This is a genomic window from Rhizobium sp. GN54, assembly GCF_021026345.1.
GTDB lineage: Bacteria > Pseudomonadota > Alphaproteobacteria > Rhizobiales > Rhizobiaceae > Mycoplana.
In genome coordinates this window covers 187,279-200,978 of sequence record NZ_JAJNCZ010000007.1, presented here as the reverse complement: position 1 = coordinate 200,978, position 13,700 = coordinate 187,279, and the positions used below count along the sequence as shown (strand labels likewise).

The window sequence follows — 13,700 nt, the reverse complement described above, 5'->3', positions numbered from 1 at the left end:
GTTGTTCCGTCCTGCCGGCGGCTTTTCTGGCTAGCGGGAAAATGCAGGTCGGGGCCCAAGAAGGCGATCAGGCTCCCGCCGCGTCCAGTGCCGCCATGTGGTCGGCGGAGAGCGTCAGGCTTGCCGATTTCGCCAGGCTCTTCAACTGATCGAGGTTGGTCGCGCTGGCGATCGGCGCTGTCACGGCGGGCTTTGCCATCAGCCAGGCGAGAGCGATCTCTGCCGGTTTCGCGCCGGTCTCGGCGCTGACCTTGTCGAGCGCTGCGAGGATGCGCAGGCCCTTGGCATCGAGGTATCCGGCGACGCTGCCGCCACGGGCCGCACCCTCCGTGTCGGCGACCGAACGGTACTTTCCGCTGAGGAAGCCGTGCGCAAGGCTGAAATAGGTGATGACGCCGATGTTCTCGCGGGCGCAGAGTTCCGCAAGCGGGCCTTCGAATCCGTCCCGGTCGTAGAGATTGTATTCGGGCTGCAGCGCGGCATAACGCGGCAGGCCCGCCCCGTCGGCGGCTGCGGAGGATGCCTGTAATTGTGCGGCATCGAGATTGGAGGCGCCGAAGGCGCGCACCTTACCGGCCTTGACGAGTGCGGCATGGGCCTCGAGCGTCTCCTCGTAGGGCGTGCGGTCGTCCGGCCAATGCGAGAGGTAGAGATCGATGTGATCCGTCTTCAGCCGCTTCAGCGATGCCTCGACCGCCTCCATGATCCACTTTCGCGACAGGTCCCGATGGCCCTGGCCCATGTCGGAACCGACCTTGGTGATCAGGACGACGCTGTCGCGGGCCCGTCCGGACTGCCTCAGCCAGTTGCCGATGATGGTCTCGGATTCGCCGCCTTTGTTGCCCGGCACCCAGGACGAATAGACGTCGGCCGTGTCGATGGCGTTGAAGCCCGCATCCGTAAAGGCGTCGAGCAAGGCGAACGAGGTCTTCTCGTCGGCCGTCCAGCCGAACACGTTTCCGCCGAAGACGAGCGGCGCGATGCTCAGGCCGGTTCGGCCGAGAGTCCGTTTCTGCATGATGCATTCTCCATTTTCTGGTGACGAGGCAGGCGGGTGGCCCCTCAAGCATAGGGCAGGCGGCGGACTTTTGAACCGGCAAGGGAAGAATTTCGCCGCGGGCTGCCCTTGCTAGGCACGTACCTCAGGCATAGTCTGCGGCCGATTCAAGGAGGGAGTTTCCATGTTGCGTTTCGGTATCCTGTCTACTGCCAAGATTGGCCGGGAACTGGTCGTCCCCGCGATCCAGGACGCGGAGAACTGCGTCGTCACCGCGATAGCGAGCCGCGATCTCGCCAAAGCCCGCGCCATGGCCGATCGCTTCTCGGTGCCCCACGCCTTCGGTTCCTACGAGGAGATGCTGGCCTCCGACCTAATTGACGCCGTCTACATTCCGCTGCCGACCTCGCAGCACGTCGAGTGGACAATCAAGGCTGCCGACGCCGGCAAGCACGTGCTGTGCGAAAAGCCGATCGCCTTGCGCGCCTCCGAGATCGAGACGCTGATTGCCGCCCGCGACCGCAACAAGGTGCTGATCTCCGAGGCCTACATGGTCACCTACGCCCCGGTGTGGCGCAAGGTCCGCGAGCTGCTGAGGGAGGGCGCCATAGGCCGGCTGCGCCACGTCCAGGGCGCGTTCACCTATTTCAACCGCGATCCCGGCAACATGCGCAACATTCCGGCCCTCGGCGGCGGCGGCCTGCCGGACATCGGTGTCTACCCGACCATTACCACCCGCTTTGCCACCGGCAAGGAGCCGATCCGTGTCCAGGCGGCCACCGAACGCGATCCCGATTTCGGCACCGACATCTATTCGAGCGTGCGCGCAGACTTCGGCGATTTCGAGCTGAGCTTCTACATCTCCACCCAGCTTGCCGCCCGCCAGGTGATGGTCTTCCATGGCGACAAGGGCTTCATCGAGGTCAAGTCGCCCTTCAACGCCGACCGCTACGGCGCCGAAGAGGTCGAACTGACCAACCAGAACCATTCCCAGTCGCAGCTGTTCCGTTTCCAGGATTCGCGGCAGTACAAGCTGGAGGCCGAGGCTTTCGCGCGGGCTGCGCAGGGCGAACCCGAGGAAGTGGTGACGCTCGAGAGTTCCATCAACACCCAGAAATTCATCGACGCCATCTACCGCGCCAGCGACAGGGATGGCTGGGAAGCGGTCTGACCGCCCCCTGGGCGGTCTGTGCAGGCCGAGAGGCCTCCCGGCCATAGTGCCGGAAGGCCTCGTTCTGTGTCTCAAGCCGTCGCTGCCCGCCGGCGGTGCAGTCCGGCGATTTTCAGCAGCATGATGTCGAAGACAGCGACTGCGGCAACCGCGATCGCGGCGATGCCGGCCAGGGACAGGCCGTCGCGCCCGACGAGGAGGATGACGGCACTTCCGATCACCCAGGCGGCGTCGCCGGCGATGGCGAGGCGGACGGCATGCTCTGCCGGATGCGGCGGGCGCGCCGATGCCAGGTGAAAGATGCCCCAGCCGAGCAGGAATATGCCGATCGCCATCACGATGCCGGGTGAGGCGGCAGGGCCGGCGAGGCTGGCCACCTGACCGGAAAAGACGACAAGTCCGGCACCCGCTACGAGCGAGAAGGCGCCGTCAGCGAACATGACGGCCTTGAGGAGGTTGCGGTTGATGCTGGCAAGCATGGGATGCTCCTTTCGTTGCGAATGGGGCAATCCTCGTCGACCCGGGTCGCAGAACCAATTACCTCTGAGGTAATGGATTTCTTTCCCCGGTTTCGGTTTGATGGCGCGGAACGGAGAGGATCCAGGCATGGAGTTCGGCGAGCATCTCAAGGAATGGCGCGGCCATCGACGCATGAGCCAGCTTGGCCTGGCCGTGGAGGCCGGCATCTCCGCGCGCCACCTGTCCTTCCTGGAAACCGGCCGGTCGCGCCCGTCCGAGGGCATGATCCTGCGGCTTGCGGATGTGCTGGCGATCCCGGCGCGCGACCAGGGCATCCTCTTTTCCGCCGCCGGCTTCCGGCCGCGCCATGAGACGCACCCCGCACGCGATCTGGAAGCCCTCCCGGTGCCCGTCGTCGAGGCGATCAGGCTGATCCTGGCCCGTCACGATCCCTATCCCGGCGTCGTCTTCGATCACGACTACAACGTGCTCGCCGCCAATGCCGCCTTCGGCGGTCTGGTGGCGATGGCGGGCATCGCGCTGAAGACCGGCGACAATTTCCTCGACGCGTATCTCGGGCCATCTCCGTTGCGGACCCTGATCGTCAACTGGCAGCGAACGGCGGCCGATCTCGTCCACCGCATCCGTGCCGACGCATGGCTGCAGGGCCCGCGCAGCGCGCTGGCAAGGAGGATCGAGCGGTTGGCGGCAGATCCGGCCGTGCGCGCTGCGATCGAGACCTATCCAAAGACCGAACGCCTGCCTGTCCTGCCGATCGAGATCCGGCAGGGCGAAGAGCGCCTGATCTTCATCACCACGCTCACCTCGTTCGGGTCGGCGCAGGACGCGCTGGTGCAAGGTGTGCTGATCGAATCCTTCTTCCCCGGCGACGAGGCCACCCGCGCCTATTTCGAGGGAGCAGGCGGGTCGAAGACGAAGCGGGAATAGCCGAACCACGACCAGGGCATGGGACCGGCGGTATCGCCGGCACACCTGCAGATCTATCGCGTCCGGGTCGCCGAATAGATCCGGTACAAGCGTGAAGCCTCGTCTTTGCGGGGACGGCATGAACGCCCCTCTGGCCACGCGGCGCGGAGCCGGTCAGAATGGGGCATGAGCATGTTTCCGGACAACGATTCGCCCACCAACCTTGCCGAATACTCCGTCTCGGAGCTGTCCGGGTCGATCAAGCGCACGGTCGAGCAGGCCTTCGACCAAGTGCGGGTGCGCGGCGAGATCTCCGGCTATCGCGGTCCCCACTCCTCCGGCCACGCCTATTTCAGCCTCAAGGACGACCGCGCCCGCATCGACGCGGTGATTTGGAAGGGCAGCTTTTCCAGGCTCCGCTTTCGCCCCGAGGAAGGGATGGAGGTGATCGCCACCGGCAAGATCACGACCTTCCCGGGATCGTCCAAGTACCAGATCGTCATCGAGACGCTCGAGCCGGCCGGCGCCGGCGCGCTGATGGCACTGCTGGAGGAGCGCCGGCGCAAGCTCGCAGCCGAGGGCCTGTTCGACACCGGGCGCAAACGGCCGCTGCCGTTCATGCCGCATGTGATCGGCGTCGTGACCTCGCCGACTGGCGCTGTCATCCGCGATATCCTTCATCGCATTGCTGATCGCTTCCCGGTCCATGTGCTCGTCTGGCCGGTGAAGGTCCAGGGCGAGGGCTCGGGCGAGGAGGTCGCGGCCGCGATCAGGGGGTTCAACGCCCTGCAGCCGGGTGGCGGGATCCCGCGTCCGGACGTGCTGATCGTGGCGCGGGGCGGCGGCAGCCTGGAAGATCTCTGGAGCTTCAACGACGAGATCGTCGTCCGCGCCGCCGCGGCCTCGGCGATCCCGCTGATTTCCGCCGTCGGCCACGAGACCGACTGGACGTTGATCGACCATGCCGCCGACCGCCGCGCGCCGACGCCCACCGGGGCGGCCGAAATGGCCGTTCCGGTGCGGGCCGACCTGGAGGCGGCGGTCTCCGCGCTCGCCGCGCGCCTGCGCGGGGCGGCGAGCCGCCAGATGGACGGCCGCCGCCAGGCGGTGCGCGCGCTCGCCCGGGCGCTGCCGTCGCTGGACCAGTTGCTCGCGCTGCCGCGCCGGCGCTTCGACGAGGCGGCCGCCGGCCTCGGCCGCGGCCTGCGGATGAACACGGTCAACAAGCGCCGCGCCTTCGAGCGCGTGGCCGCGCATGTGCGGCCGGAACTCCTGTCCGGCCGGATGGCCGAGCGCCGCCAGAGGCTTGCCGATGCGCTTCGGCGGGTGGACCGCGTCGTGGAGCGGCGCCTGGACCAGGGCCGCAGCAGGGTTGCCGCGCTGGATGCGTCCTTGCGGACGGCGCCGTCGCGCATCCTGGCAAAGGCCGGGCGCTCGCGGGACCGGCTGGCGGGGTTGGTGCTTCGCGCCGACGCGGCACTTGCCGCCGACTTTGCCCGCCGCAAGGCCCTGCTCATCGGCCAGGACCGGGTGCTGCAATCGCTGTCCTACAGGAACGTGCTCAGGCGCGGCTACGCGCTTGTCCGCGACGAGACGGGACAGGCCGTCAAGCAGGCGGCGGATCTGTCGGAAGGAACGGCCATGACGGTTGAGTTTTCCGATGGCACCATCGAGGCCGTGGCCGGCAAGCGCGCGCAGGGCGGGGACACGCTTCCCTCGGCGCCCGCCACCAAGCCGGCACCGCAGAAACGCCGGCCCGCCAAGCCGGCGGAGGCCGCGGCCGATCCGCCGAAGCAGGGATCGCTGTTCTAACGCACGTCGCCCGTAAGTGGGCACCGGCCTCTGGTGCGGCGATGCGCCCGATTGCGGGACCGGCGCGAAGAGCCTATCTGTCGTCGCATGGAACCCGTTGCAGACGATCGCCAGTCCCACTTTCAACAGATCCGCACGCGAGCCGTCTCGGAGATGGCGGACATCGGCGTGGATGCCGAATTCATCCCCGTGCTCGTGGATACCTTCTACGATCGCGTCCGGAACCACCCGCAACTGGGCCCGGTCTTCGAGGCGAGATTGGCGGGCCAGTGGCCGGAGCATCTGGCAAAGATGAAGCGCTTCTGGTCCGCCGTCGCCTTCAAGGACGGCGGTTATCAGGGCAAGCCGGTGATGGCGCACCAGGGCATCGCCAATCTCGAGGCACCGCTGTTCAAGGTCTGGCTGGGCCTGTTTTCCGAAACGCTCGACGATATCGCGCCGAGCGCGGAAGCGAAGGACTGGTTCATGGCGACCGCCGAACGGATCGCGAAAAGCCTCGTGCTGTCATTGTTCTACAACCCCGCCGACGACGATCCCGCTCGCGGGAGCGCCTGAGCCGGCCGCTTTTCTCGTAGGCACCACGAAAAACGCGCACCCCGGCGGGATGCGCGTCCGTTGTTGCGATGCGGCGGAGCGCTCAGCCCTGGCGCAGCGGCGAGATCGAGATTTCTACGCGCCGGTTCTGGGCGCGGCCGGCTTCGGTCGCGTTGGAGGCGATCGGGCGATCCTGCCCGTAGCCCATGGCCGACATGCGCCGCTGGTCGACGCCGCGCGAGCCCAGATAATTGGCGACGGAATAGGCGCGGCGTTCCGAAAGCGCCTGGTTGTGGGCGGCGGAGCCGGTGGAATCGGTGTGGCCGTCGACGTCGATCAGCGACCTGTTGAACTTGCGCAGAACGATCGCGACCGAATCGAGCGTCGGATAGAAGGCCGGCACGATCTGGTCCTGGTCGATGGCGAAGGTGATGTTGGAGGGCATGTTCAGGATGATGCGGTCGCCCGCGCGGGTGACCGAGACGCCGGTGCCCTGCAGTTGCGCGCGCAGTTCCGCTTCCTGGTTGTCCATGTAGTTGCCGATGGCGCCGCCGGCGAGCGCGCCGACGCCTGCGCCGATCAGCGCGGCGTTGCGCCGCTGCACCGGGTTGTTGCCGACGAGAAGGCCGGTCGCCGCACCGAGGCCCGCGCCGATCAGCGCGCCGCCGGCGGTATTGGAGACCTTCTGTTGACCCGTATAGGGATCGGTGGTTGTGCAGGCGGAGAGGTAGATGGCGGAGAGGGAGACGATTGCGATCTTCTTGTACATGGAGAGCTGGTTCCGAGCGTTTATCTTGATTCTGCTTCAAACTAGCGATTGCGGCGGCAAGATGGAACCTCTGACGTCCTTCCCGGTTTCCCGGCCCGCAATTTCCGGCTGTGTTGCCGGCGGGCAACCCCCGGCTCTCAGCCGGAGATTCCCTTCAGCACGTTGGCCACGTTCAGGCCGATCTTCGGCACGCCGTAGCCGCCTTCCATCACCACGAGCAGGGGCACGCCGTTTGCCGCGATCTTCCGCCCCATGTCGATGTAATCCGGCGATGTCAGCTTGAAGAAGGAGATCGGATCCTTCTCGAACGTGTCGACGCCGAGGGAGACGACGATCGCCTCCGCCCCGTAGGCTGCGATCTGCTTCAAGGCATCGTCCAGCGCGACCTTCCAGACGGAATAGGGCGTGCCGCGCCCCATCGGGTAGTTCCGCGTGGTGCCGGCGCCGGCGCCCGTGCCGGTTTCTTCCTCGTAGCCGAGGAAGTGCGGGAAGGCTTCCGCCGGATCGCCGTGCAGCGAGGCGAAGAACACATCGCCGCGTTCGTAGAAGATGTCCTGCGTGCCGTTGCCGTGATGGAAATCGACGTCGAGCACGGCGACCTTGGCGGCCCCCTTGTCGAGCAGGCGCTGGGCGGCGACGGCGGCGTTGTTGATGAAGCAGTAACCGCCGAAACTGTCGATGCCGGCATGGTGTCCCGGTGGGCGGCAGAGCGAGAAGGCGGCCCGCTGTCCCGCGGCGACAAGATCGGCGCCGTCGAGGGCCGACGACATCGAGGAGAGCGCGGCCTCCCAGGTCCCGGGCGAGATCGCGGTCTCGGCCGCGTTGCAGTAGTAGCCGAGCTGCCCGTCGATGTCGGTCGGGATGCGCGGCGAGGTCCGGCGTACGGGGAAGGAGGTGGCGATCGCCTCGCCCCGGTATCCGGCGGCCTCCCAGCGCTCCCATGCGGTCTCGAGGAAAGCGAGGTAACCGGCGTCGTGCACCTTCAGTGCCGTCTCGAGCCCGTGTTTCGCCGGCGCCGTCACATCGGTGAAGCCCGCCTCCCTGACGGCCGCCAAGATCCATTCCGCCCGGAACGGGGCCTCGAAAGGCGGCACGAGCTCGCCGCCGCTCAGCTCGGTCCTGGCATTTCTGAGCTTGTGGTCCTCGGAGAAGATGACGCGCATGTGGGGCTCCCGGTTCGGTCGAGGCGACGTTAGCCTCGAAGCGGCCTGCGAGGCAAGGCGGGCGGAGCATGCGCACTTCCGCCCCGCACGGCCGTTCTTCGACCGCTCCCTCGCCATGTCATCCACAGTGGCATGTGCTACCATAGATGGAAAATGACGGCATGCCGTCGAAAATTCCGCCCACCGGGTTGGAGGACGGAGGGAGCAACACCCTTGCTGCCGTCCGCGAACGAAAGATGATTGCGGCGCGCCTGCGCGATTCCACATATTACGTGAACGGCAGGTCTTTTTTCGCAAAATTGCGCAGCGACCATGGCGTGCAATTTGATGATGCCTCACCGGTCCTGTTGATCCGGTCTGGGACACGGCGGCGGGAAACGGCTAGCCCTGCAATCAGGGCGTTCACCTTGCGCAAGAGGCTCGACCGATTTGAGGCGTCCTGATGCAATACTCCTTGCGTTTGCGGCTTTTCTGGCTTTCACTCCGGCCTTCAAAGCAAAAACAACGACGGGGAAGGTAAAACAATGACACCTCGAATTCTCAACCTGCGCGCTGCCCTCGTGCTGGGTGCAGCCCTGCTGGCAAGCAGCCCGGCGCTGGCCGAGGCTGTCCTTCATCGCGGCAATGCCGGCGAGCCGCAGACGCTCGACCAGGCCCACACCTCGATCAACATCGAGGAATTCATCCTCAAGGACCTCTACGAGGGCCTGACGATCTATGACGCCAGCGGCAAGATCGTGCCCGGCGCCGCCGAGACCTGGGATCTCTCCGACGACGGCCTGACCTACACGTTCAAGCTGCGCGCCGATGCCAAGTGGTCCGACGGATCGCCGGTCACCGCCGAGGATTTCGTGTTCTCCTACCAGCGCGTCGAGGATCCGAAGACAGCCGCGGGCTACGCCAACATCCTCTATCCGATCAAGAATGCCGAAAAGGTCAACAAGGGCGAGGTTCCGCCCACCGAGCTCGGCGTGAAGGCGGTCGACGAGAAGACGCTGGAAGTCACGCTCGAACGCCCGACGCCCTTCTTCCTGGAACTGCTGGCCCACCAGACGGCGCTGCCGGTGTCCAAGGCGAGCGTCGAAAAGAACGGCGCCGATTTCGTCAAGCCGGGCACCATGGTCTCCAACGGCGCCTTCAAGCTCGTCAGCCACGTGCCGAACGACAATCTCGTGATGGAGAAGAACCCCAGCTACTGGGATGTCGCCAACGTCAAGCTGGACAAGGTGATCTTCTACCCGATCGACGACCAGGCCGCCTCGGTCCGCCGCTTCGAGGCGAAGGAGATGGACCTCGTCTACAACTTCTCCGCCGACCAGATCGACCGCCTGCGCGGCGCCTATGGCGACCAGGTCCATGTCTCGCCGACGCTGGCCACCTACTACTACGCCTTCGACACCCGCCAGGAGCCCTACAGCGACGTGCGCGTGCGCCAGGCGCTGTCCATGGCCGTTGACCGCGACTTCCTCGCCAAGGAGATCTATTCGGGTTCGCAGATCCCGGCCTACTCGATGGTTCCCCCGGGCATCGAAACCTACGGCGAGCCGTCCAAGGCCGATTTTGCCACGCTGTCGCAGCTCGACCGCGAGGACAAGGCAATCGCCCTGATGAAGGAAGCGGGCTATGGCGAGGGCGGCAAGCCGCTGAACATCGAGATCCGCTACAACACCAACCCGAACCACGAGCGCGTGGCGACGGCGGTCGCCGACATGTGGAAGAACACCTTCGGCGCCAACGTCTCGATGGTCAACCTCGACGTCTCCTCGCACTACGCCTACCTGCAGGAGGGCGGAAAGTTCAACGTCGCCCGCGCCGGCTGGGTGGCCGACTATGCCGATGCCGAGAACTTCCTCGCCCTCAGCCTGAGCTCCAACAAGACCTTCAACTACGGTCACTACGAGAACGCCGAGTTCGACGACCTCATGAAGAAGTCCTATGCGGAGGTCGATCCGGCCGCCCGCTCGAAGCTGATGCACGAGGCCGAGGCCCTGCTGATGCGGGACCAGCCGATCGCCCCGTTCCTGACGCAGGCGGATCTCTGGCTCGTCTCCGGCCGGGTGCAGGGCTGGCATGACAATGCCGCCAACCAGCACCTGAGCCGCTTCCTCAGCGTTTCCGAGTAACATTGCGACAAGGAGGCGGCGCGCGGGTTCGATCCGCGCGCCGCCTCACGGGAGTACGGGCAATGATAGCCTTTGTCTTGCGCCGCCTTGCGAGCGCCGTGCCGACGCTGTTCATCGTCGTCACGATTTCCTTCTTCCTGATGCGGTTTGCCCCCGGTGGCCCCTTCAATCTCGAGCGCCCGCTGCCCCCGGCGACGATGGAGAACCTGGTCCGCACCTACCAGCTAGACCAGCCGCTCTGGCGCCAGTACGTGACCTACATCACCAACGCCGTCACCGGCGATTTCGGCCCGAGCTACATCTACAAGGACAATTCGGTCGCCGAACTCATCGGCAAGGGCCTGCCCTACTCGATCGAGCTTGGTTTCTATGCGCTGCTGCTCGCGCTAGTCGGCGGCGTCACCATGGGCACGGTGGCCGCCCTGCGCCAGAACAGCGCGCTCGATTTCTCCATCATGTCGCTTGCGACCGTCGGCACCACGGTGCCGAACTTCGTCGTCGGTCCGGTCCTGACGCTGGTCTTCGCCATCGCGCTGTCCTGGCTGCCGGCCGGCGGCTGGGGTGACGGTTCGCTGCGCTTCCTGATCCTGCCGATGATCGCGCTGGCCCTGCCGCAGCTCGCCGTGTTCGCGCGTCTTACCCGCGGCTCGATGATCGAAGCCCTGCACGCCGACCACATCCGCACCGCGCGCGCCTATGGCCTGCCGTCGCGGGTCGTCGTCGTCACCCATGCCATGCGCGGGGCGATGCTGCCGGTCGTCTCCTATCTGGCGCCCTGCGCCGCGGCCCTGCTGACGGGTTCCGCCGTGGTGGAGACGATCTTCACCATTCCCGGCGTCGGCCGTTATTTCGTGCTCGGCGCGATCAACCGCGACTACACGCTGGTCATGGGAACGGTGATCCTGATCGCCATCTTCGTCATCGTCTTCAACCTTTTGGTCGATATCCTCTACGGCCTTCTCGATCCGAGGGTCCGCCATGACTGATTTTGCCGCAACACCGGTCAGCGAACCGCCGAAGACGGTGAGCCGCAGCCTGTTCCAGCTTGCGCTGATCCGCTTCCGCCGCAACAGGGCGGCGATGGCCGGCTGTGTCACGCTGTTCCTGATCGCGTTGTTCTCCTTCGTCGGGCCGCTGTTCGTCCCGCACACCTATGACCAGGTGTTCTCGTCCTATGTGACCGTTCCGCCAAGCCTTCAGCCGCGTCCGGACACCTCGACGCTGCAGGATGTGATGGAGGGCGTTGCCGGCCGGGCGCGCGTCAATCTCGACGCGTTCGCCGTGGAGGGGCAGGCCTTTACCGCCACGATCAGCGCCGAAGAGCCGATCGACCCGCGCGCGACGCGCTATTTCGACCGCGCCAACGAATTCAGGGACACCAAGATCGACGCGACCGAGAACGACGGCCGCGTCCTCAAGCTCAGCGGCCAGGTGAGTCGGGAATATTTCCTCTTCGGCACCGATCCCAACGGTCGCGACCTGCTGGCACGCGTCATGCTGGGCGGGCAGATTTCTATTGCCGTCGGCCTGCTCGCAAGTCTCGTCTCGCTCGGAATCGGCGTCGTCTATGGCGCGACCTCGGGCTATATCGGCGGGCGTGTCGACAACGTCATGATGCGCTTCGTCGAGATCCTCTATTCGCTGCCCTTCGTCTTCCTCGTCGTCGTGCTCGTCGTGTTCTTCGGCCGCAGCTTCGTGCTGATCTTCCTGGTCATCGGTGCGGTCGAATGGCTCGACATGGCGCGCATCGTGCGTGGGCAGACGCTGGCGCTGAAGCGGCGCGAGTTCGTCGGCGCCGCCCAGGCGCTGGGGCTGAGCGACTGGCAGATCATCCGCCGCCACATCATCCCGAACACGATCGGCCCGGTGATCGTCTTCGTCACCGTCGTGGTGCCCAAGGTGATCCTGCTGGAGAGCTTCCTCTCCTTCCTCGGCCTCGGCGTCCAGGCGCCGCTGACGAGCTGGGGGGCGCTGATCTCGGAAGGCGCCAACAACATCCAGTCTGCGCCCTGGCTTTTGATCTTCCCCTCGATCCTCTTCGTCGCCACCCTGTTCTCGCTGAACTTCGTCGGCGACGGCCTGCGCGACGCGTTCGACCCGAAGGACCGCTGAGATGGCCGACAAGAACGAAACCATCCTCGCCATCCGCGACCTGAAGGTGGATTTTGCGACGCCGGACGGCACCGTCAACGCCGTCAAGGGCATCAGCCTCGACGTCCGGGCGGGCGAGACGCTGGCCGTCGTCGGCGAGTCCGGCTCCGGCAAGAGCCAGACCATGATGGGCATCATGGGCCTGCTCGCCCGCAACGGCACGGTCACCGGCTCGGCAACCTACCGCGGCAGGGAACTGATCGGCCTGCCGCCGTCCGAGCTGAACCGGGTTCGCGGCGCCAAGGTTACCATGATCTTCCAGGAGCCGATGACCTCGCTCGATCCGCTCTATCCGATCGGCCGGCAGATCGCCGAGCCGATCGTCCATCACCGCGGCGGCAGCTACAGGGAGGCGCGCAAGCGCGTGCTGGAGCTCCTCGAGCTCGTCGGCATCCCTGAGCCCGCACGGCGCATCGACAGCTATCCGCACGAGCTCTCGGGCGGCCAGCGCCAGCGTGTGATGATCGCCATGGCGCTCGCCAACGATCCCGACATCCTGATTGCCGACGAGCCGACGACCGCGCTCGACGTCACCATCCAGGCCCAGATCCTCAAGCTCCTGCGCTCGCTTCAGGAGCGCTTCGGCATGGCGATCGTGCTGATCACCCACGACCTCGGCATCGTTCGGCACTTTGCCGAACGCGTGGCCGTGATGCGGCGCGGCGAGGTGGTGGAGCAGGGAACGACGGCCGACATCTTCGAGCGGCCGACATCGGACTATACGAAGATGCTGCTTGCCGCCGAGCCGCACGGGCGCAAGGCTTCGCCGCCCGACACGGCCCCGATCATCCTGGAGGGGCGCGACGTCGTCGTTGACTACCGGATCGGCGGTGGGCTGTTCTCGGGCGGCAAGTCGATGTTTCGCGCGGTCGATCGGGTCACGGTGCGGCTGAGGGAGGGCCAGACGATCGGCGTCGTCGGCGAATCCGGTTCCGGCAAATCGACGCTCGGACGCGCGCTCCTGCGCCTGATTCCCGGCGCCGGCTATTACCGCTTTGGTACGACCGACATCTCGGGCTACGACCGTTCGCGCATGCGTCCCCTGCGCAAGGCGATGCAGCTCGTCTTCCAGGATCCCTACGGATCGCTTTCGCCGCGGCAGACGGTGGGCGAAGTCATCACCGAGGGCTTGCTGGTGCACGAGCCGGATCTCGGCAAGGCCGAGCGCGACCGGCGTGCGGTCGCGGCCCTCAAGGAGGTCGGGCTCGATCCCGAGGCACGCAATCGCTATCCGCACGAGTTTTCCGGCGGTCAGCGCCAGCGCATCGCCATCGCCCGGGCGATGATCCTCAAGCCGAAGGTGGTCATCCTCGACGAGCCGACCTCGGCGCTCGACCGCTCGGTGCAGGGCCAGGTGATCGACCTTCTGCGCCGGCTGCAGGACACCCACCAGCTCTCCTACCTCTTCATCAGCCACGATCTTTCCGTCGTCAGGGCGATGTCAGACTATGTCGTGGTGATGAAGGACGGACGGATCGTCGAGGAGGGGGAGACCGACCGCATATTCGAGGCGCCGGCCAACGCCTATACGAAGGCGCTGATCGGCGCGGCCTTCCACGTCTGACGACCGGCCGACGACAGGATCCGCGACGGT

Annotated in this window: 12 protein-coding genes; 8 read left to right on the top strand and 4 right to left on the bottom strand. The window is 66.1% G+C overall.

The features are described 5' to 3' along the window. Positions 1-67: 67 nt before the first annotated feature. A complete protein-coding gene (locus LQK81_RS18905) occupies positions 68-1,018 on the bottom strand; it encodes an aldo/keto reductase (protein ID WP_230807922.1) in 951 nt (316 codons plus the stop codon). 163 nt (positions 1,019-1,181) lie between these two features. Between LQK81_RS18905 and LQK81_RS18900 the strand changes: the two genes are divergently transcribed. Beyond that, positions 1,182-2,168, top strand: a complete 987-nt coding sequence (locus LQK81_RS18900) for a Gfo/Idh/MocA family protein (protein ID WP_230807921.1) — start codon at positions 1,182-1,184, stop codon at positions 2,166-2,168. Between the two features lie 71 nt (positions 2,169-2,239). On the opposite strand, the gene LQK81_RS18895 is transcribed toward LQK81_RS18900, so the two are convergent. Continuing rightward, the gene (locus LQK81_RS18895; RefSeq protein WP_230807920.1) at positions 2,240-2,647 is read right to left on the bottom strand and encodes a hypothetical protein; all 408 of its coding nucleotides are present in this window, start codon (positions 2,645-2,647) and stop codon (positions 2,240-2,242) included. A gap of 127 nt (positions 2,648-2,774) precedes the next feature. Here LQK81_RS18895 and LQK81_RS18890 point away from each other — a divergent pair, with 127 nt between their 5' ends. The 3 genes from LQK81_RS18890 (at position 2,775) to LQK81_RS18880 (ending at position 5,921) form a co-directional block, all read left to right on the top strand. After that, positions 2,775-3,575 (top strand): helix-turn-helix domain-containing protein, encoded by an 801-nt coding sequence (locus LQK81_RS18890; protein WP_230807919.1) that lies wholly within the window; start codon positions 2,775-2,777, stop codon positions 3,573-3,575. 165 nt (positions 3,576-3,740) lie between these two features. Next, the gene (gene xseA / locus LQK81_RS18885) at positions 3,741-5,366 is read left to right on the top strand and encodes an exodeoxyribonuclease VII large subunit (RefSeq protein WP_230807918.1); all 1,626 of its coding nucleotides are present in this window, start codon (positions 3,741-3,743) and stop codon (positions 5,364-5,366) included. Between the two features lie 87 nt (positions 5,367-5,453). After that, on the top strand, positions 5,454-5,921 hold the full coding sequence (locus LQK81_RS18880; RefSeq protein WP_230807917.1) for a group III truncated hemoglobin: 468 nt from the start codon (positions 5,454-5,456) through the stop codon (positions 5,919-5,921). A gap of 82 nt (positions 5,922-6,003) precedes the next feature. Here LQK81_RS18880 and LQK81_RS18875 read toward each other — a convergent pair whose 3' ends face one another. Continuing rightward, positions 6,004-6,669: an OmpA family protein gene (locus LQK81_RS18875; protein WP_230807916.1), complete on the bottom strand. Its 666-nt coding sequence runs from the start codon at positions 6,667-6,669 to the stop codon at positions 6,004-6,006. A 137-nt stretch (positions 6,670-6,806) separates the two neighbouring features. Beyond that, positions 6,807-7,832, bottom strand: a complete 1,026-nt coding sequence (locus LQK81_RS18870; RefSeq protein WP_230807915.1) for a histone deacetylase family protein — start codon at positions 7,830-7,832, stop codon at positions 6,807-6,809. A gap of 524 nt (positions 7,833-8,356) precedes the next feature. Here LQK81_RS18870 and LQK81_RS18865 point away from each other — a divergent pair. The 4 genes from LQK81_RS18865 (at position 8,357) to LQK81_RS18850 (ending at position 13,670) form a co-directional block, all read left to right on the top strand. Then, positions 8,357-9,955: a peptide ABC transporter substrate-binding protein gene (locus LQK81_RS18865; protein ID WP_230807914.1), complete on the top strand. Its 1,599-nt coding sequence runs from the start codon at positions 8,357-8,359 to the stop codon at positions 9,953-9,955. Positions 9,956-10,017: 62 nt separating this feature from the next. Then, a complete protein-coding gene (gene oppB, locus LQK81_RS18860) occupies positions 10,018-10,941 on the top strand; it encodes an oligopeptide ABC transporter permease OppB (RefSeq protein ID WP_230807913.1) in 924 nt (307 codons plus the stop codon). Then, a complete protein-coding gene (locus LQK81_RS18855) occupies positions 10,934-12,067 on the top strand; it encodes an ABC transporter permease (protein ID WP_230807912.1) in 1,134 nt (377 codons plus the stop codon). The genes oppB and LQK81_RS18855 overlap by 8 nt, the downstream gene beginning before the upstream one ends. Before the next feature lies 1 nt (position 12,068). Beyond that, complete coding sequence (locus LQK81_RS18850; RefSeq protein WP_230807911.1) at positions 12,069-13,670, top strand: ABC transporter ATP-binding protein; 1,602 nt, start codon at positions 12,069-12,071, stop codon at positions 13,668-13,670. The last annotated feature ends 30 nt before the right edge of the window (positions 13,671-13,700 follow it).